Origin of the sequence: uncultured Roseovarius sp., assembly GCF_913057115.1 — a bacterium.
GTDB lineage: Bacteria > Pseudomonadota > Alphaproteobacteria > Rhodobacterales > Rhodobacteraceae > Roseovarius.
This window is the reverse complement of sequence record NZ_CAJXNN010000038.1, coordinates 1-18,152: the sequence shown is the minus strand read 5'-3', so window position 1 is coordinate 18,152 and position 18,152 is coordinate 1. Positions and strand designations below refer to the sequence as shown.

At 59.4% G+C, this 18,152-nt stretch carries 15 protein-coding genes and 1 tRNA gene; 6 read left to right on the top strand and 10 right to left on the bottom strand.

What is annotated here, in order from left to right:
• Nucleotides 1-99 precede the first annotated feature (99 nt).
• The 4 genes from QZ498_RS14160 to QZ498_RS14145 form a co-directional block, all read right to left on the bottom strand.
• A complete protein-coding gene (locus QZ498_RS14160; protein WP_294623353.1) occupies nucleotides 100-3,183 on the bottom strand; it encodes an efflux RND transporter permease subunit in 3,084 nt (1,027 codons plus the stop codon).
• On the bottom strand, nucleotides 3,180-4,280 hold the full coding sequence (locus tag QZ498_RS14155; protein ID WP_294623351.1) for an efflux RND transporter periplasmic adaptor subunit: 1,101 nt from the start codon (nucleotides 4,278-4,280) through the stop codon (nucleotides 3,180-3,182). Before QZ498_RS14155 ends, QZ498_RS14160 begins: the two co-directional genes overlap by 4 nt.
• Nucleotides 4,281-4,372: 92 nt before the next feature.
• Nucleotides 4,373-6,772 (bottom strand): ATP-binding protein, encoded by a 2,400-nt coding sequence (locus tag QZ498_RS14150; RefSeq protein WP_294623350.1) that lies wholly within the window; start codon nucleotides 6,770-6,772, stop codon nucleotides 4,373-4,375.
• Between the two features lie 204 nt (nucleotides 6,773-6,976).
• Nucleotides 6,977-7,486: an oxidoreductase gene (locus QZ498_RS14145; RefSeq protein ID WP_294623348.1), complete on the bottom strand. Its 510-nt coding sequence runs from the start codon at nucleotides 7,484-7,486 to the stop codon at nucleotides 6,977-6,979.
• Between the two features lie 178 nt (nucleotides 7,487-7,664).
• On the opposite strand from QZ498_RS14145, the gene QZ498_RS14140 reads away from it, so the two are divergent.
• Genes QZ498_RS14140 through QZ498_RS14130 form a run of 3 tightly spaced genes read left to right on the top strand, consistent with a single transcriptional unit; the run spans nucleotide 7,665 to nucleotide 10,394 of the window.
• Complete coding sequence (locus QZ498_RS14140; RefSeq protein ID WP_294623346.1) at nucleotides 7,665-8,276, top strand: response regulator transcription factor; 612 nt, start codon at nucleotides 7,665-7,667, stop codon at nucleotides 8,274-8,276.
• A 60-nt stretch (nucleotides 8,277-8,336) separates the two neighbouring features.
• Nucleotides 8,337-8,864, top strand: a complete 528-nt coding sequence (locus QZ498_RS14135) for a BON domain-containing protein (protein WP_294623344.1) — start codon at nucleotides 8,337-8,339, stop codon at nucleotides 8,862-8,864.
• Nucleotides 8,865-8,894: 30 nt separating this feature from the next.
• A complete protein-coding gene (locus QZ498_RS14130) occupies nucleotides 8,895-10,394 on the top strand; it encodes a hypothetical protein (protein WP_294623342.1) in 1,500 nt (499 codons plus the stop codon).
• A 295-nt stretch (nucleotides 10,395-10,689) separates the two neighbouring features.
• On the opposite strand, the gene QZ498_RS14125 is transcribed toward QZ498_RS14130, so the two are convergent.
• The 4 genes from QZ498_RS14125 to QZ498_RS14110 form a co-directional block, all read right to left on the bottom strand.
• Nucleotides 10,690-11,181, bottom strand: coding sequence for a fasciclin domain-containing protein (locus QZ498_RS14125; protein WP_294623340.1), 492 nt, complete (start codon nucleotides 11,179-11,181; stop codon nucleotides 10,690-10,692).
• A 234-nt stretch (nucleotides 11,182-11,415) separates the two neighbouring features.
• Complete coding sequence (locus QZ498_RS14120; protein ID WP_294623338.1) at nucleotides 11,416-12,483, bottom strand: methyltetrahydrofolate cobalamin methyltransferase; 1,068 nt, start codon at nucleotides 12,481-12,483, stop codon at nucleotides 11,416-11,418.
• 3 nt (nucleotides 12,484-12,486) lie between these two features.
• A complete protein-coding gene (locus QZ498_RS14115) occupies nucleotides 12,487-13,425 on the bottom strand; it encodes a methylenetetrahydrofolate reductase (protein WP_294623336.1) in 939 nt (312 codons plus the stop codon).
• Nucleotides 13,426-13,451: 26 nt separating this feature from the next.
• Complete coding sequence (locus QZ498_RS14110) at nucleotides 13,452-13,748, bottom strand: virulence factor (protein ID WP_294623334.1); 297 nt, start codon at nucleotides 13,746-13,748, stop codon at nucleotides 13,452-13,454.
• A gap of 238 nt (nucleotides 13,749-13,986) precedes the next feature.
• Between QZ498_RS14110 and QZ498_RS14105 the strand changes: the two genes are divergently transcribed.
• Both QZ498_RS14105 and QZ498_RS14100 read left to right on the top strand, forming a co-directional pair.
• Nucleotides 13,987-15,102 carry a Ppx/GppA phosphatase family protein gene (locus tag QZ498_RS14105; protein ID WP_294623332.1) on the top strand — a complete coding sequence of 372 codons (1,116 nt, stop codon included), beginning with the start codon at nucleotides 13,987-13,989 and terminating at the stop codon, nucleotides 15,100-15,102.
• The gene (locus QZ498_RS14100) at nucleotides 15,102-15,818 is read left to right on the top strand and encodes an RlmE family RNA methyltransferase (RefSeq protein WP_294623330.1); all 717 of its coding nucleotides are present in this window, start codon (nucleotides 15,102-15,104) and stop codon (nucleotides 15,816-15,818) included. Before QZ498_RS14105 ends, QZ498_RS14100 begins: the two co-directional genes overlap by 1 nt.
• A gap of 6 nt (nucleotides 15,819-15,824) precedes the next feature.
• On the opposite strand, the gene QZ498_RS14095 is transcribed toward QZ498_RS14100, so the two are convergent.
• Nucleotides 15,825-16,013, bottom strand: coding sequence for a hypothetical protein (locus tag QZ498_RS14095; protein WP_294623328.1), 189 nt, complete (start codon nucleotides 16,011-16,013; stop codon nucleotides 15,825-15,827).
• Between the two features lie 355 nt (nucleotides 16,014-16,368).
• On the opposite strand from QZ498_RS14095, the gene QZ498_RS14090 reads away from it, so the two are divergent.
• On the top strand, nucleotides 16,369-17,961 hold the full coding sequence (locus tag QZ498_RS14090; protein ID WP_294623326.1) for a DM9 repeat-containing protein: 1,593 nt from the start codon (nucleotides 16,369-16,371) through the stop codon (nucleotides 17,959-17,961).
• Between the two features lie 91 nt (nucleotides 17,962-18,052).
• Here QZ498_RS14090 and QZ498_RS14085 read toward each other — a convergent pair.
• Nucleotides 18,053-18,129: transfer RNA gene (locus QZ498_RS14085), tRNA-Arg, on the bottom strand.
• Nucleotides 18,130-18,152 lie beyond the last annotated feature (23 nt).

Below are 18,152 nucleotides of genomic sequence, written 5' to 3'. Positions count from 1 at the left end.
ACTTCCGCGATCTTTCTAATGGTTTCATCCCATGCCGCAGCAAGGAATACCACGGTTGGCGTATTCACAATGTCGTTCGGCAGGATTCTTCCGACAGATTCAAGACGTTCGCCTCAATTCGCGTTCCAGTGCCCGCTCAATGGCTCCTCTCGGTCGGGTGAAGCGTGCCAAAAGATCATAGAGCACCGGCGTGACAACCAACATGAGAATGGCAGACAGGGTCAGGCCAGCGATAATGACAGTGCCGATGGCGTTTCGGCTTTCCGCGCCGGCACCCGTGGCCAGAACGAGGGGCAGGGCGCCCAGAACGGTGGACAGGACGGTCATCAGGATTGGACGCAGGCGCAATGTCGCCGCAGTGATGACCGCCTCGCGGATGGGTTTTCCCTCATCACGCAGTTGATTGGCGAACTCCACGATCAAAATGCCGTTTTTCGCGACCAACCCGATCAACAGGATAATGCCGATTTGACTGTAGACATTCAGCGACAATCCCCCGAGGGCCATGGCATAAATCGCCCCTGCGACACCGACAGGAACGGTCAGCAGGATGGTGATCGGGTGGATGAAACTCTCGAACTGCGCCGCAAGCACGAGAAAGACGATCAAGAGCGACAGCGCAAAAACCAGATTGGCCCCTGAAGCAGTATCTTTGAACGTGCGAGACTGCCCTTCGTAACCAAGGTTTGCCTCGGCCGGGAGAATATCGGCGGCCGCCTGTTCGAGTTGGCCCAGAACCGTGCCGAGATCGGCCCCCGGCGCAAGGGCGGCCGAAAGTTGGATGGAGGGCAACCTGTCAAACCGGCGGAGCGACGGTGCGGCGGCGTTTTCCTCAACCGTCACGAGAGCGCCGAGCGGGACGAGGCTTTCGCCGTCGCCTGCGCGGATAAAGATGTTGTCGATATCCGATGGCGTCCGGCGGTCGCCCGCTTCGGCCTGAGCGAAAACGGGGTATTCGCGGCCGCGGCTGACGAAGGTGGTTACTTGTCGAGAGGCCAGCATCGTCTGAAGCGTGTTGGCGATCACATCGGCGGAAATACCAAGGTCGTCTGCGCGTTCACGGTCAATGCTCACGTCGATTTGTGGCAGGTTCTGTTCGAAGTTGATCTCGGGGTTGACCACACCATCAATGGTTTCGGCGCGCTCCAGAAGCGCCGTGGCCCAGTCTTTGACGCTGTCGAAGTCAGGTCCGCCCACGACGACGCGCACAGGCGTTGAGTTGCCGCGAAGTCCAAGACCGGCGGGCGTGACTGGGAAACCCCGTGCGATGGTAACCTGCCCCATTTGCGGGGCGATCCGGCGTACCACGTCGCTGATTGGTACCTCGCGCTCGTCCCACGGGGCGAGGCGGAAAACCACAAAGGATCGCCAAGCGCGATTGCCCCAGCCGGTGAAGGTAAAGACCGTCTCGATGATCCCTTCGTCGCGCATGGGCTGTAGGATACCTTCGACTTGTCGGGCCGCTTGGTCGGAGTATTCCACCGTGCTGCCTTGGGGGGCTGTCAGCGGCACGAAGCCGACCCCGCGATCTTCACGCGGGGCAAGCTCGCGGGGGAGATCAGCGTAGAACAAGGCAGCCCCGCCTGTGACCGTAAGCGCAAAGGCCAATACGACAAGCGGCATGCGCAAGGCCCCTCTCAACAAAGCGGCATAAGTCTTCTGCACAAATCCACGCGGGGCGCTGCTGTCTTGCGGGGCGGGGGCGGTGCCCTTGCGCAAAACCTTGGAGGCAAGCGCCGGGCAGGCCGTAAGAGCCACGAAGGTCGAGATGGCCACCGTGCCCGCCATCACCCAGCCGAATTCGATGAAAAGCCTCCCGACCTGGCCCGGCATGAACGACAAGGGCACGAAAACAGCGATCAGGGTGATGGATGTCGCCAGAACCGCGAAGGTCACTTGGCGCGCGCCTTTGAGGGCGGCGACAAGCGGTGTTTCACCGTTTTCGATCCGCCTTTGGATGTTCTCCAGAACGACGATGGCATCGTCGACGACCAATCCGATGGCCAGAAGCAGCGCAAGAAGCGTCAGAGTGTTGAGGGAGAACCCCCAGACCCCGATCAAGACGAAAGCCCCCACCAAGGAGACAGGGATCGTGATGGCCGGGATCAGCGTTGCGCGCAGGGAGCGCAGGAAAATCAGGATCACCAATACCACCAGGACCAACGAAATGGCGAGGGCTTGGACCACTTCCCGGATTGAGGCGCCGACAAAGAGCGCGTCATCCGAGCCGACGATAATCTCCATGCCTTGCGGCAAGGTGGGTCTGAGGCGGTCTATCTCTGCACGGACTGCATTGGAGATTTGCAGGGTGTTGGATTGGCTTTGGCGCTGCACGGCGATGCCGATGGCATCGCGCCCGTCGCTGCGCGCAATGGTTGAATCATCGGCCACCCCGGGTTCGACCCGTGCCACATCGCCAAGTCGCACGGGATACCCGGCAATTCGGTCGAGCACGACGCCCCTGAAATCGTCGACGCTTTGCAGGCGACTGTTCAGGCGAACGGAAAGTTGCCGATCTTGCGACCGTACCTCGCCGGCGGGCAATTCAACATTGTTGCGCAGAAGGGCGGATTCGACATCCGAAACCGTCAGCTTCCGGGCGGCCAAGGCCCGGCGGTCCAACCAGATACGCACGGCAAAAGCCCTGTCGCCGTAAATGCGCAGGTTGGCCACGCCATCAAGCGTTGCGAGACGGTCCACGACGAAACGGTCGATGTAATCGGTGATTTCTGCCGTGGTCATTCGGTCGGATGTGACGGCCAGACGCATGACCGGGTCGGAATCGGCGTCGCTTTTCTCGACCTCCGGGGCCTCGGCCTCTTGGGGAAGGTCGTCGCGGACACGGCCAACGGCATCCCGGACATCATTTGCCGCGACGTCGATATCCTGTCCGGCTTCGAATTCAATCGTCACGCGCGAGCGGCCCTGACGGCTTTCGGAACTGATGGATCGGATGCCCGAGATCGAGGCCACGGCCCCTTCGACAGTTTCGGTTATGTCGGTGTCGATCACCTCAGGGGCAGCGCCGCGATAGTTGGTTGTGACCGTGACGACCGCATTGTCCACGTCGGGTAATTCCCGGACGGGAATATCGCGCAAGGCGGCAACACCGAAAACGATCAACAGCAGACTGGCCACGGCGGCCAGAACCGGGCGGCGTACCGATATATCAGACAGCGTCACGATCCTTGCCCGTCTTGATCGTCTGCACCGGCGTCGTTGTTCAGAAGTTGCACGGCGCCACCATCGCGGACGCGATGCAAGCCGCGCACGACGACCTGCGTTCCGGGGGCGAGCCCTTCCAAGACGGCCACCATTCCATCCCGCCGCGCACCTGTTTCAACGATCAAGCGGTTTGCGGTGCCATCGTTGACCGCAAAAACATAAGTCTCGGCGGCCTGGAAAATGATCGCCTCTTCGGGAACGACCAGCCTTTCGGCTTCGGAAATCGTCAAGTCCAGGGACATGAACATGCCCGAGGGCAAAGTGCCGTCGGGGTTGGGAATCACGGCGCGGGCGCGGAAAGAGCGGCTGACCGGATCTATTCGGCTGTCGACTGCGTCTACCCGGCCCGTGAAGGTTTGGTCCGGAAAGGCCGCGCTGCGCGCCATGACCCTTTGACCGGTTTTGATTTCGGCGAAAAGCGTTTCCGGCAAGGCAAACTCAACTTCGACCTCTGACAAATCATCCAGCCGGGTGATCAGAGTACCTGCGCTGACCCTTGCTCCTTCGTCGATTTCCGCCAATCCGACGACGCCACCGAATGGTGCCAGAATGGTTCTTTCCACCAAGCGTTGCCTGGCGCGATTGAGCTGTGCCCGGGCTTCGGCCAGCCTTGCGGTTGCTTCCTCGAGAGTGGCCTCGGCAACGGCATTGGTACGGCGCAATTGCGTGATTCGCGCGAGGGCTTGCTCGCGTTCTGTCAGGCGCGCTTCAGCCTCGGCGACGTCGGCGCGGGCGATAGTATCGTCAAGCCGGACCAGAACAGCCCCCTTTTCGACCCGCATGCCGGGGCGTATTGCCAGTTCGACAACGCGCCCATCCGTTTCGGGAACGATATCGACGGATTGCTTGGCGCGGGTCGTTCCGACAGCCTCGACTGTTTCGCGCAAGGTTCGTGTCTCGACTATCGCCACTTCAACGGTTGCGGCCCGGCCCCCGCGCGAGGGGGCATCCGGAGCCTTTTCATCTTCGGCGATATGGCGGGTATAGCCCTCGTAGGCACCATAGCCGAGCGCCGCCGCCAAGCACAAAATCAAAAGCTGTTTCCAGACAGGCACGCAGGATTACTCCTAAAACCGGGACAGGCAATCGAGACCTGCGGAAATGATGGTAATGTTGCACGCCGAATTGGCAATCACTTATGGACCGGTCATGCCGCATTGTTGTAGGTTGCAAGACCTTCCTGAGTGGCCTGCCAAACCTCTTGCAGCTCTGCAAGATGCCGTTTCACGTCCTTTGGGCGGCCTAAAAGACAGGCGTTTTCTGCACGGCCCAAACTCATTTGCATGGCGCTTGCACCCAACACGGCGGCCGAGCCCGCAAGTCTGTGCAACCGCTCTGCAAGAGCGCCGGACGTCGCGCTGCCCAGAAGATGAGGCGCTTCCCTGATCAGGGTATCGGCCTCTTGCTGAAAATCACGAAGCGTTTTCGCCATGCGATTTGACGAGAGCATCTCGTTCAATTGATCCAAAACATCAATGTCCAAGATGGGACACTCGGTTGCGCTGTTTTCCTCGGTCAAGTCCCTGGTGGGGCGTTTGCCGGCGAGTATGGCGCGTAGTTCTGCCCTTGGCAGCGGTTTGGTCAGTATACCTTCGGCGCCAGAGGCGCGCAGCTGCTCGTCTGGGTCAAGATTGATATGCGCCGTCAAGAAGATCAGCCGAGCATTTCGCGACGGGCCGCTTCCTTGGGTAATCGCGCGTGCGGCTTCAACGCCGCCCAGGCCGGGCATGGAAATATCCATCAAAATCAGATCGAAGGCTTCGGTATTGGCCATCGCAACCGCTTCGTTGCCGTCTGCGGCGGCATGCACATGATGTCCGTCCTTTTCAAGCATTTGGGACAGGACATAGCGGTTGGAGACGTTATCCTCGGCAATCAGAACCGAGGAGGGGGTGGAATCGTGGGACGGAATCTCGGCAACTGCCGGCTGTGTCTTGGCCTGGGCTTTGGGTAACGGCAGGCGAACCCAGAACAGGCTGCCTTCACCCTCGACGCTTTCCACACCGATCTGCCCGCCCATGAGCGTCACCAACTGGCGTGCTATCCCAAGCCCCAGCCCGGTCCCTTCGATCCATCCGGCGGAGGCACCGCCAAGCCTGACGTAATCTTCGAAAATGTAGGGCAGGTCTTCCTCGGCGATGCCAATACCGGTATCGCTGATCTGAAATTCGACAAGGTCGAGATCCTGCTCGACGCCATTATGACGCGTTGCTTCAAGTGTGATGGAGCCGTTCTCCGTGAATTTGACCGCATTGGCGACCAGGTTGACCAAGACCTGCTGAACACGGCCTTCATCACCGAGCACATGACCGAACCCTTGCACCGGGGACAAAAGGGCAAGTTTGGTATTGCGGGCTTGGGCGTTCGCGTTTTGAGCTTCGACCAAATCCGCCAAGAGGGAGTCGAGATCAAAGACCGCTTCGCGCAACCGAAGTGTGCCGCCGTCGGCCTGCGTGATTTCAAGTGCATCGTTGATCTGATTCAAAAGCTGCTGACCCGAACCATGCATGATCTGGGCATAGCGGCGCTGTTCCTTCGTCAGCCGTGTTTCATCCAGAAGGTCCAGTGTGCCAAGTATGCCATGCAGGGGGGTGCGCATCTCGTGACTGATTATCGCCAGAAAACGGGCCTTTGCGCGTTCACCGGCAAGCGCGTTGTCTCGTGCGACCTGCATCTCGGCATCGGCGGCGATGCGGCGTGAGATATCCCGGATGAAGCAAACGCAGACTCTGTCGCCTGACCGTACCGCCATGTCCGCCGACAGCTCCACCGGGAATTGGTGACCGTCTGGACCACGCGCAATGAGGTTGGCACAGCGGTTCGGACCATCCGCGCAGGACTGTACCAAGCGCGGACCGGGCAGGGGGGCCAATGTACCATCTTCTGATTGGCGCAAAAGCAATTGGCCGACATTGTCGCGCTGTCGGGGGGTGTTCTCGTCAAGGCCGAACATGCGTTGAGCCGCGGCATTCATATCCAGGATCTCACCGCAGGGATGTACGACCAAAACCGCGTCTTGCGACGTATTCAGAATGGTCGACAACCGGTTGAGCGTGATGCGGTTTTCAAGCGCCCTGCGCCGGTAGACCCGAAAAAGCCGCCACAGCAGGATCAGCATTGACAGCATGGCGACGACCATGACGATGACCAGCAAGGTAAGCCGGATAAGTTGGTTGGATAGCTCGCTGCGCTCGGCATCGGATTGGCGGGCGTCAATGGAGAGACCGGCACTTGCAAGCTGGCGTATCGGTGATGTGAGCCCTTCCAACGCGGTGACAAGCATGGGACCTGAGGCGACCAAAGGACTGCGGTCGCCATCAAACACCGGCAGGACCCCGATCAGCGTGTCATAGATGCGCTCAAGCTGTACCGCAGCGTCAGAACCGGCCAGGGCCTCGGCATACTCACGCCCTTCCCTGAGCGTGACGACGCGGCTGAAGAGCGCGTTGAACCTACGGCGCGCCTCTTGTCCCGTTGTCGGATCATCTGGATCAAGACGCTCAAGCGCGTTTATTGCCTTGACCTGCTCGACCTCAAGCTGGGCCATAGTCCATTGCATATTGTCCGTCGCTGTGGAGCCAAATTCACCGAGTTTTAGAAAAACTTGCGTTGCCATATAAATCGCGGCGATGAGGCATACCGATGCAAGCCCACTGAAAAGGATCAGTTGAGGCCTGCGCCGAAACATAGGTCGGATCAATTTGCCAATGGGCATCGGTATCTGCCCTCATGGGGATTGCGATAACCTGTGCTAGCGCGAAACCGTGATGCGGTCCAGTTGCCAGACACTTCGTGAATAGACCGTTTCCGTTCGAAACGCTGGATCGGAATCGTAATTGTAAACCAGCCAGACCGGCCCTTTTTCACGCGCGCTCATCGGCTTGCCATTGCGGGTGTGAGCCAGAAGCGCTTGGCCTTTTTCAATCTCGTTTAGAGGGATCTCGACGAAATAATCATTGATCGCTTCAAGTTCGAGCGTACCGTCCGTCACTTTGAAAGACTGCAGAAAATCGTACAGCCAAACACCTTCGAACTCTTGCACACCTCTTGTCCAGATCGTTGTGGTTTCAAAGCTGGCTTGCGGTAGGTCCAACAGGGATTGTCTGGTGATCCCGGATTGAATCACGCTGTCATTCTCAGGTTGCGGCTGAACAAGTGTCAAAAGAACGTCTGAGGGGTCAGCATACAGAACTTTCATCGAAGCAAAGGTAACCGTCCAAGTCGCCATCAAAACGTTCAAGAAAAAACGACGCGTCAACATATTAGCAAACCTTCCCAAACCCGAGAATTGCGTTTTTGAGTATGCTTTTTTTCATCAATCGGTGCTATCCCTATTCAAATGCATAGGTCAAATGTAGTTTCGTTCTGAAGTATACGCCATTGAATTGGCGTTAGGGCGGCTTTTTGGCTGGGGATTCAGGAGCGCCGGACGCTGTATAATGGAAACGAAACGCTTGCTAATCGCCGATGATCACGACTTGGTTCGTGAAACCATCGCGGTGTACCTTAGGCAACAGGGTGGCTATGAGGTGCTTGTTGCGTCTTCCTTGGAAGATGCTCTGGACAAGGCCCAAAGCGCGCAACGGATTGACCTTGTTTTACTGGATTTTTCGATGCCCGGGATGGACGCTTTGGGTGGCCTGACCCGAATGCGTGAAGTCTTGGCCTGCCCTGTGGCGATTATCTCGGGAACGGCACCGCCCGATGTGGCGCGGCGGGCCTTGCGTGCAGGGGCAGCAGGCTTCTTGCCCAAGACACTCGACCCGATGTCGCTTTTGGCGGCTGTTCGTCAAATGTTGCTGGGGGAAACCTATTTGCCGGCGGAGTTTCTTTCGGGAATTAAGCCGGCGGCTGATCGGGTCGTTTTGACACCGCGCGAGCAGGACGTGATACGCGGCGTGGCGGAAGGCAAATCCAACAAGGAAATCGCCCGCGATTTGAATATTCAGGAAGTCACTGTAAAACTTCACGTCAAGACCTTGTCGCGCAAGCTAGGAGCCCGCAATCGCACCCATGCCGCGATGTTGGGTCGCGATATGGGTCTGACCTGACACAAGGGCATGTTTAGGGTTTGACATCGCGTTGCGAGCGCGGGGATAACCGGCGGCAAGATGGTCAGAAAGCCTTTTGCAAGATTGGAAGATTTCCTTGGTGCGATCGCCCTGATCGTCGCCTTTTTCGCGCTTGGGGTGTTTGACTTCAAGAAAGAGGATCCATTGGTCGAGGCCGGACTTCAGGCGGCCTCGGACAGGGTGGTTCAGGAGGCCAGGCATAGCGTCTCTGTCGACGTGGATGGCCGGGATCTGTTACTCAGGGGATTGGTGGATAGCGAGGCGGAAAAAACACGCCTTTTGAACGAGTTGCGCCAAATCGAGGGGCGCGGAAGCGTTGACGCCGATGTCGAGATCCTTGAGATGGTCGAACCGTTTCGAACCGAGCTGTCGCGAGCAAAAGACGGGACAATAACGACAAGCGGTTTTGTTCCATCCGAGGCTGCGAGAACCCGGCTCGAACAGGTTTTGGGCCATGACCTAGAGGACGTTCAATTGGCGTCCGGGGCGCCGCTGAACTGGACCGACGCGGCGGAATTGCTGGCCAAGGCGCTAATGCAACTTGAGCAGGGGCGCGTGGTGCTGTAGGCAATGCAGGTTTCATTCGAGGGTACGGCGTTGGCGCCATTGGAAGCAGGGCGTGCGGAACGATTGCTGGAGGCGGTGCCAGAGACCTTCTCGGTTGAGACACGGCTTGAGCTTCTTGACGATGGGAGCCCTTTGCGTTTGTCGGCGCGGCGGACGATTGGCGGGGCTGTCAGCCTGGCCGGGAAATTGCCCGAGGGCATGGTGTTACAGGGCTACGACACCGCGAAAATCGTCACCACACCCGTGCCGCCGCCCGTGGCCGATTGGGACAAGGCTGTGTTGAATGGTATTCGGGCGTTGGAGAGCTTGCGGATCGGCCAATTGAGCATCACCGGAAGCACGCTGACCTTGAGTGGTGAGGCGTGGTCGGACGCGGCGATGCGGGAGGTCAGGACCCTTATGGAGGGGATGCCCGGAGGCATCGCCGCCAACCTTGCCGTGACGCAGATGGATGATGGTCAACCTTTTGATTTAACGGTGGAATTTGACGGTCAACAGGCTGTGGCCTCGGGTAAGATTCCACGTGACCTGTCCTTGCGAACGCAGGGGGCGTTTCTGGATCATCCGGTTCTGGAGGGTGATCTCGAGGTGGCGCAGGTTTCGGCAAGCCCGGATTGGTGGGCTGCGGCGAGTTTCGGGTTGGAGGGTCTCGCGCATTTTGAGCGCGGTGAATTGCGCGTGCAGGACGGGCAATTGCACTTGTCCGGACAGGCTTTTGGCCCGGATGAAAAGGCGCGGATATTGGCCGCTTTGGAAGGGGTGCCGCAAGATGTGGACCTTGTGCTTGACCTGACGCTGAAAGACGATGGCACACCGGCCCGGATGACCCTGCGGCTTGAAGGGGGTGTTGGGGTCGCCAAGGGCAAGTTGCCCGAGGAATTGCGGATTGAGGATTTGGCGCAAGCCTTGGAGGCCGAGGTCAGCGATGTGGGGCTTTCCGTGGCCTACCTGCCTGTCGAAAAAGGATTTTCTGCCGCCGTGATGGCCGGGACGAGAGCGCTTTCATTGGCCGAGAAAGGCACGCTATCCGTCGCGACCGGCAAGGTGCATTTGCAGGCCTTGGTGCGCGACCCCGAAGCGGGCGAAAGCGTCGAGGCCGCGATGGCGCAGATGCCTGCGGGCTTCGAGGTGGGGGTCGATCTGACCTATCTGGATGACGGGCGGCCTTTTTACCTTGTGATTCAATATGATGGCGAAGCGGCTTTGAGTTCTGGCAAGGTACCGCGGGACCTTGGTCTGGCTTCGCAGAAGGCGATCTTCGGGCAGGCGGTCAAGGCAGGCGACCTGACATTTGCCGAGGTGCTGGCCAGCCCGGAATGGTGGGGGGCTGCAAGGGCGGGACTTGTTGGGCTTTCGATGTTGGAGTCAGGCCGTTTGGAAGTGGACACGGAGGTGATCCGGTTACAGGGGCAGGTTGCTGATGCGTCGCGGCGCGCCACCATCGAGCGGCGGATGTCGTACCTGCCGGAGGGCTTTTCGGCGGAGCTGTCGTTAACTGCTCCGGGCGAATCAGGGCAAAGTATTGATTAACAAGAAAAACCCCTGTCTGTAACGCGTCGGTATTGCGTCGGTTTGGATGTCTGTAATCACGGGAATTAACAGGGCGTGCGGTGTGTTTCGTACAAAACGTACGCGAGTTTTGTACGTTCTGGAGTGGCGTGCTCATCAGCCCTGACGGGCTCAAACCCCGCCTTCGCCGCTCTGCCGTTAGGCCCCAAGCGGTCCTACGACGTGTTCGCGCCTGTCGGGGATCACTTGAAACGGAATGGAACCAAAAAAAGGCTCTGGAGACCCAGAGCCTTTGAAGCCGTCTTGGAAGGGGGCACTACGGCATGATCACCTTGTCGATAACGTGGATCACGCCGTTTGAGGCAATGATATCTGCGGAGGTGACGGTTGCGCCGTCAACTTTCACACCATGGGTGCCGTCGACATGCACCGTGGAGCCTTGAACCGTCTTGACCGAAAGGCGTTGTCCGGCAAGCTGGTCGGAGGTGACCGCGCCGGGAACGACATGGTACGTCAAAATCGAGACGAGCTTATCCTTGTTCTCCGGCTTCAGCAGGGTTTCGACAGTCCCCGCGGGCAGCGCCGCGAAGGCTTCGTTGGTCGGTGCGAAGACCGTGAACGGTCCGTCACTCTTGAGCGTGTCAACGAGGCCCGCAGCCTGAACAGCGGTGACAAGTGTGGAAAAACTCTCGTTTGATGCAGCGATATCGACGATGTCGTCGCCGTCGTCCATCATCGGAGCGCAGGCGGTGGTGAATGCAGCAATGCCGAGCGCTGCCAGTGTCTTCATTGTAAAGCGGCGGTTCATGTTGAAGTCCTTTTGATCATTTTTGAGAAGGATTACACAAACACTAAGCACCTAAGGTGTACGGTGATTTCGCAGCCTTGGATCATTCAGGGGACAAAACCGGGCGTATTGGCCGCAGAGGGGCGATGCATTTCAGCGTTTGGCGTGTCGAATTCCGGGCCTACTTGTGACGTCACTCCACAACAAAAGGCCCCGCGTAAAACGGGGCCTTTCCTATGTCTTGCCAATCGTGGATCAGGCGCGGCGGCGGCGGCGGGAGCCGGCGCGGCCGCCCCGGCCACCGGCGGCTTCTTCGCCGGGTTTCGGCGGGGCCTTGTTGAACTTTATCCACTCGCCGCCGTGCGGGTCGTTGTTGGTCAGGAAGTTGGCGGCGCGGATGGCCTCCATTTCCTTGCCCGGGCGCGGCTTGGTGGAGCCAAGGCCGAAAAGCTGGCAGAAGGTTTCGTCGTCCATGTCCTCGGGCAGAACGAGGCCCGCGGCGGCCACTTCGGCTTTCTTTGCCTCGATTTCGGACTGTTTTACCGGCAGCGCCACCGGGTTCATGATGGCCGAGGTCATGCCCGCGCCCATGGCCATGGGCAGGAAGGCGTTGTTGATGCCGTGGCGGTTGGGCAGGCCGAAGGAGATGTTCGACGCACCACAGGTGGTGTTCACGCCCAGTTCCTCGCGCAGGCGGCGGACAAGGGTAAAGACCTGCTGACCGGCGGTGCCCATGGCACCGATGGGCATCACCAGCGGGTCGACCACGATGTCATGCGCGGGAATGCCGTAATCGGCGGCGTGTTCCACGATCTTCTTGGCGACGGCAAAGCGTACCTCGGGGTCTTCGGAAATGCCGGTGTCGTCGTTCGAGATGGCCACGACCGGCACGTTGTATTTCTTGACCAGCGGCAGGATCGCTTCAAGCCGGTCTTCTTCGCCGGTGACCGAGTTCAGAAGCGGGCGGCCTTCGCAGGCGGCAAGGCCAGCTTCAAGTGCGGCGGGCACCGAGCTGTCGATGCAGAGCGGCACGTCGACCAGCCCCTGGACCAGTTCGATGATCTTGGTCATCAGGGGCGGTTCTGTCTCGTTCGGGTTGGGGTTGGAGTTATAGACAACGCCCGCGTTGACATCGAGCACTGTGGCCCCGGCAGCGACCTGTGCAATGGCGTCTTGCTCGACGGTCGAGAAATCGCCGGCTTCCAGTTCAGCGGCCAGTTTCTTGCGACCAGTGGGGTTGATCCGTTCGCCGATGACGCAAAACGGCTCATCGAAGCCCATTACGGCGGTCTTGGTTTTGCTTTCGATGATGGTACGGGTCATGGTTTATCCTTGTTGGTTTGCGGGAACGCCCGAGGCGCCGCCATGTTCAATGGCCCAGTTGGCATTGGTCTTGATACCGCCAAGCGGGAAGAAGTGCACCTTTTCGATGTTGAAATCGGGATTCGCGGCCTTGTGCGCGGCCAGTTCGGTGAGAACATCCGTGGGCTCATAGGGCAGCAGGAGTTTGGAGACATCCATGGCGCGTTTTTGCAGCACTTTGAGCGAGGGGCCGACGCCGCAGGCGATGGCGAATTTGATCAGGGTTTGCAGCTTTGCCGGGCCGGCGATGCCGATGTGGATGGGCAATGTGATGCCCGCTTCGCGCAGGGCGTCGGCCCATGCGATGATCGGCTTGGCGTCAAAGGCGAACTGGGTGGCGAGGGCCATTTCGGCGTCAGTCTGCTCAGAGAACTTCTGTTTCCATTGCAGCGCCGCGTCGACGTTCTTGCGCGAGCCGTCGGGGTCGATATCGCGGTTGCCCTCGGGGTGCCCGGCGACGTGCAGGCGCTTGAAACCCGCGCGGTCGAAAAGGCCGGTTTCGAGAAGCTGGGTCGAGGCGTGGAAATCACCATGCGGTTTTTCAACGCCGCCGGCGAGGATGAGGCCCTGGTCGACCCCGGCCTCGCCCTGATACATGGCGATCCAGTTTTCCAGCGTCGCCGCGTCCTTGATGATGCGCGCCGGGAAATGCGGCATCACCGGGTAACCCTCGTCCGCGAGACGCTTGGCGGTGGCGACCATGTCCTCGATGGGCGTGCCTTCGATATGCGCGATGTAGACGCGGGTGCCTTGGGGCAGCAGGTCGCGGAAGTTTTCGACTTTTTCGGCCGTGCGCGGCATGACCTCGATCGAATAGCCTTGCAGGAAGGCTTCGACTTGCGGGTTGACGGGGGCAGGGGCGGTGGCGCCTGCGTCACGCTTCTTGAAGTTCAACAGAGCCATTGCGGCCTCCCATAGCGATCTCGGGCTCATGCCCAACCTTCGTTTGCGATCAGTTGCTTGATGCGCTCCTGATCGTATTCGGTATCCAGGCGGGTGGCCTCGGCCTCGGCCACCTCGGCGGGATCACCTTCGACTTGATAGGGGGCCGCCTTGCGCCATTCGGCGAGGTAGGCATCGGTATCGGAGGCGCCGATTTTCATGGCGGCGCGGTCGATGGCTTGTTCAAAGCGTTCGGGGAGCGGTTTCTTGGCGCCCCGGCGGCCCTTGCCCACGATCACCTGCGCGGGGATGTCCCGCCAATATACGATTGTGACGTCAACCATGGCTGATTCCTCTATCTTCGTGGGTCGTGTCTAAAGCAGGCGAGGCCCCGGGCGGGGTCGATTTTCGACAGAACGCGGACATCATGCGACGTGCGGAGACTAACGCGCCTGTCGATGCGCCACCATGGGGGCAATTCGGAAAACCTCTCATGATCGTCATGTAGAGTTTTACAACAGCTTGCGCGGGGGGCTTTGACGCACTACCTTTGAGGTAACTCGAAATGGAGGGCGTGTAGTTATGGCGCCCAAGCGTCCCGGAAGTGCGGGCGCGGTCCCCAAAGCGGTCGAAAGCCCCGCACTCAAACCCCCCGGGTCAACAGGGCCGCTTTATGCGGCTTTGGACCTGGGAACAAACAGTTGCCGTATGCTGATTGCCCGTCCCGAGGGCGGTCAGTTCAAGGTCGTCGACAGTTTTTCCAAATCCGTGCAGCTTGGTGCGGGGTTGGAGAAAACCGGCCGCCTGTCGCGGTCGTCGATTTACCGGACAATTCAAGCCCTTCGCGTCTGTCAGCAGAAGTTGAAGCGGCACAGGGTCAAGCGGATGCGGCTTGTGGCGACGGAGGCCTGTCGCCGGGCGCGCAACGGCCGCGATTTCATGGCGCGGGTGAAGCGGGAAACCGGGCTGACGCTGGACATTATCGAACCGCAGGAAGAGGCGCAGCTTGCCGTAGTGTCCTGTGCGCCGCTCGTCAGCCGGAGCACCGATCAGCTATTGGTGGTGGACATCGGTGGGGGCTCGACCGAACTGGTCTGGATTGACCTGCGTGATGTGCCCAAGAGCGAGCGGCGGCGGGCCATCATGCGTATGCACAGCGGATTTCATTGCCCTGATACGGGGTTTCCCGCCGCCAAGGTGGTGGATTGGATCAGCGTGCCGCTGGGGGTGGCGACGCTGCGCGACCAGTTCCGGGACGTGGAGGATGACAGCGCGCGGTTTGCGCTGATGAGTTGGTATTTCGAGGAAAACCTCGCCGAATTCGCACCTTACAAGGACGAGCAGGTGCGCGAAGGGTTCCAGATCGTTGGCACCAGCGGCACGGTGACCACGGTGGCGGCCAGTCATCTGGGCCTCAAACGCTATGACCGCAACAAGGTGGACGGCTTGCGGATGACCAGTGACGAGATTGACAAGGTGATCCGGGGATATTTGACTCTTGGCCCCGAGGGGCGGCGGCGTGACCCGCGTATCGGTCTGGACCGGCAGGCGCTGATCATGTCGGGGGCGGCGATTTTGCAAGCCTTGCTGCGCTGTTGGCCGACCGACCGGCTCTCGGTGGCGGACCGGGGCCTGCGCGAGGGCATGCTTTATGCGCAGATGGCGCAGGATGGCGTATTGAAGGACGAACAGGACTGATGGCGAAGAAACCGGATGGCAAGAATACCTCGGGGCGGGGTCAACGCGACCTGAAGGTAAAGGTAAAAACGGCGCGCGGGCGCAAGCCGTCCTCGACGCGGTGGCTGCAACGTCAGTTGAATGATCCTTATGTGAAGCGCGCGCAGGCCGATGGGTACCGAGGGCGCGCGGCCTACAAGATCATGGAATTGGACGACAAGTTCCGCTTTCTCGTGCCCGGCGCGCGGGTGGTCGACTTGGGCTGTGCGCCCGGTGGCTGGTGTCAGGTTGCGGTTCCGAGGGTGAATGCACTGGGCGAGAAGCAAGGCAAGGCGCAGGGGTCGATCCTTGGGGTTGATTTGCAGGAGGTGGAGCCGATTGCGGGCTGCGAGTTGCACCAGTTGGATTTCATGGACGATGGTGCCGACGACAAGGTCAAGGAATGGCTTGGCGGCAAGGCTGACGTGGTGATGAGTGACATGGCGGCGGCAAGCTCGGGCCACAAGCAGACCGACCACCTGCGGATCATCGCCCTGTGCGAGGCGGCGGCCTATCTGGCCTTTGATGTGCTGGAAGAGGGGGGCACCTTCGTGTCGAAGGTTCTGGCCGGCGGGGCGGAGGGCGAGTTGCAAAAGCTGCTCAAGCAGCGGTTTGCCAAGGTCGCCAACGTCAAACCGCCCGCATCACGGGCGGACAGTTCGGAAAAATTCGTGGTCGCGACCGGTTTTCGCGGCTGACGCCCCTTAACTGGCGAGCTTGGCTGGTTGAACCGAACTTATCGAGCGTTCAGCTTGCAGGCGAAAAAGCTGTGCCTCGGCGGGGTTCGCGGGTGTCACCTGTGCCGGAACCTGACTGGCAATGTTGCGTTGCCGGATAAGCTCGAACAACCGCGCGTGGCGCGCGGCCTTCGTGGATTGAATGATATGAGACATGGAAACCTCTTGCCTTACGGATACTGAGGCAGAACCATTGCCAAACCATTAAGGCCGATTTGGCCCTTGGGCCGTGCGAAATTGTGATCATTTTCAGCACCTTCGGATGGCAAGCGCCACAATTGCAGCACGCAATGATCGTCTTGGCCAAGGTCATCGGCGTGAGGGCTTGCGGGGGGTGACGGGGCCGCAGCCCCGATAAAAATACCTTTTGAGGCCGCATTGTGCTATCACGAGTTGATATTTGTGTTTGTGACACCGTCATAGGGGAGCAAAAACTTTGAATTTTTCATTTCCAATTGCCGTCGCCGTTGTTGCCATCAGCCTGCCATTCGCAACCGTCACGCGGGCGGAAATGAACAGCACAGAAGACCGTTTGCTGCGCGATCTTTTGACCAAGAACAGTTTCAACAGCTTGTTCCAGCCCAATGACCCGCCCAAGAGCCTTACCTTCAAAGGCCGTACATCGCCGGGACCGATTGAATGGGGGTTGGCCCCCGACGAATATGAAATACGGCCTGTCGCAATGAAGGGGCATGTGGCGAATAATTGCGAGACTGACGCGGTATTGACCGTCAGCGATCACTTGCAGGACGAATACAAGGAAACCTCAAGCTGGGAGGTTACGGGGGGTTTTGAGGTTGGCTGGTCCGTGGAGGCCGAAGGTAAGCTGCCTGTTCTTGGGTCGGGCAAAGTGGGTAAGGAGGTGAAGATATCGGTTTCGGCATCAACGGGGGGAAAGACCACCACGACGTTGAAGGTACGGTCGGGGTATTCGGTGGTTGTGCCGCCACAACGGGAAATGGACGTGCAACTTCAGGTTATCGAGCAAGTAATCGAAGGAACGCCCTTCAAGATCGAGGTCGAACTGATAGGTGACGCGACAATTGCGACCGAAACGCAGAGTTATTGGGTTCCCTATGTTAAGGCGGAGGGCCTGCCCGCTGGCATCGTGATTGCCGGGGAAGAGCGTAAGCCAAATGGGGATTGGCGGGATCTGGTCGTGTGCAAATCCGGGGATGGGCATCCGGGCAAGATTGTCGAGAAGATATGTCATTACGGCTATGACGGGGATGAACGTGGAACCTCGGATTACTACGTTTTGTCCGTGCCGGGGGCGCAGTATGAATGGATGGATCACAAGGATTTCGAAGATGCGTTTTCGCAACGCGAAATCGCCGAGGGCCGGGCCGATGTTTTCTATGGGGTAAAAGAAAGCCGCGAGGGGCGATATAACGGTCGCACCTTTGTGTGCCGCGCCAAGTACCGGGGCAATATGCATTCGGGCAAGATGGTGGATAACCATTGCATGTTCCCCTATGGGGGAAAGGAACGTCAGAGAAGGAATTATGACGTTCTGGTGCGAACCGGTGATGCGGGTTTGACTAAAACCATCCGGCTTGAGGATCATTTGAGCCGGGCAGAGCGCACGATGGTGGTTGAAGGTGAATTTGACAGTGCACGGGCGTTGTCGGCCTCGACCGTGCTGGGCAAATCACGCCCGGTGGATCCGGCGGCCTGTGGCGGTGGGGTTGTCACAGATGTTGGAACGACAATCCGTGATGTACAGATCGAGCGCGATGCGCCGATAACCGTGCAAGGGGGGAATGCCAGCACCTCTTCTTCGGGTGGGCGTGGTGATGACGCGCCAGACAGGCCAAAGGTTGATTTGCTGGCCGATGGCACGCCTTTGGCGCAGGTGTCTTTGGAGACCGACGATGCGCCAGTGGAGCTTGTGTCGCGCAGGCTGCATCTGACCTCGCCGCGTATGTTCGGCTCGGATGTTCTGGCCGTTCAGCAAGCCCTGACCGAGGCGGGCTGGCCGCTTTTGCAGGATGGGTACTATGGTACATACACCGCACGGGCCGTGCGGGCGTTTCAAAAGGCGCATCGCTTGGATGTGGATGGTGTCTTTGGCCCCATGACGCAGGCCATGCTGGGCTTGTAAAGCGGGGATTGGAGGTGGCCCTGTGAGTGCTGCTGATGTCAGGTAACGACATGGCAGCAGGTTTGCGGCGGCGTTTTGGTGTAGGGGGAAGTGGCGGACCGAGGAGGATTCGAACCCCCGACCCCCTGATTCGTAGTCAGGTACTCTATCCAGCTGAGCTATCGGTCCGTGAGGGCGGGATTTAGACCTTG

Bases quoted from the DNA above. Each gene is read 5' to 3' on its own strand.
- QZ498_RS14100 (WP_294623330.1), top strand. From the start codon at position 15,102: ATGGCGAAGAAACCGGATGGCAAGAATACCTCGGGGCGGGGTCAACGC.
- QZ498_RS14090 (WP_294623326.1), top strand. From the start codon at position 16,369: ATGAACAGCACAGAAGACCGTTTGCTGCGCGATCTTTTGACCAAGAAC.
- QZ498_RS14145 (WP_294623348.1), bottom strand. From the start codon at position 7,486: ATGTTGACGCGTCGTTTTTTCTTGAACGTTTTGATGGCGACTTGGACG.
- QZ498_RS14150 (WP_294623350.1), bottom strand. From the start codon at position 6,772: ATGGCCCAGCTTGAGGTCGAGCAGGTCAAGGCAATAAACGCGCTTGAG.
- QZ498_RS14120 (WP_294623338.1), bottom strand. From the start codon at position 12,483: ATGACCCGTACCATCATCGAAAGCAAAACCAAGACCGCCGTAATGGGC.
- QZ498_RS14115 (WP_294623336.1), bottom strand. From the start codon at position 13,425: ATGGCTCTGTTGAACTTCAAGAAGCGTGACGCAGGCGCCACCGCCCCT.
- QZ498_RS14135 (WP_294623344.1), top strand. From the start codon at position 8,337: ATGGTCAGAAAGCCTTTTGCAAGATTGGAAGATTTCCTTGGTGCGATC.
- QZ498_RS14125 (WP_294623340.1), bottom strand. From the start codon at position 11,181: ATGAACCGCCGCTTTACAATGAAGACACTGGCAGCGCTCGGCATTGCT.
- QZ498_RS14110 (WP_294623334.1), bottom strand. From the start codon at position 13,748: ATGGTTGACGTCACAATCGTATATTGGCGGGACATCCCCGCGCAGGTG.
- QZ498_RS14105 (WP_294623332.1), top strand. From the start codon at position 13,987: ATGGCGCCCAAGCGTCCCGGAAGTGCGGGCGCGGTCCCCAAAGCGGTC.
- QZ498_RS14095 (WP_294623328.1), bottom strand. From the start codon at position 16,013: ATGTCTCATATCATTCAATCCACGAAGGCCGCGCGCCACGCGCGGTTG.
- QZ498_RS14140 (WP_294623346.1), top strand. From the start codon at position 7,665: ATGGAAACGAAACGCTTGCTAATCGCCGATGATCACGACTTGGTTCGT.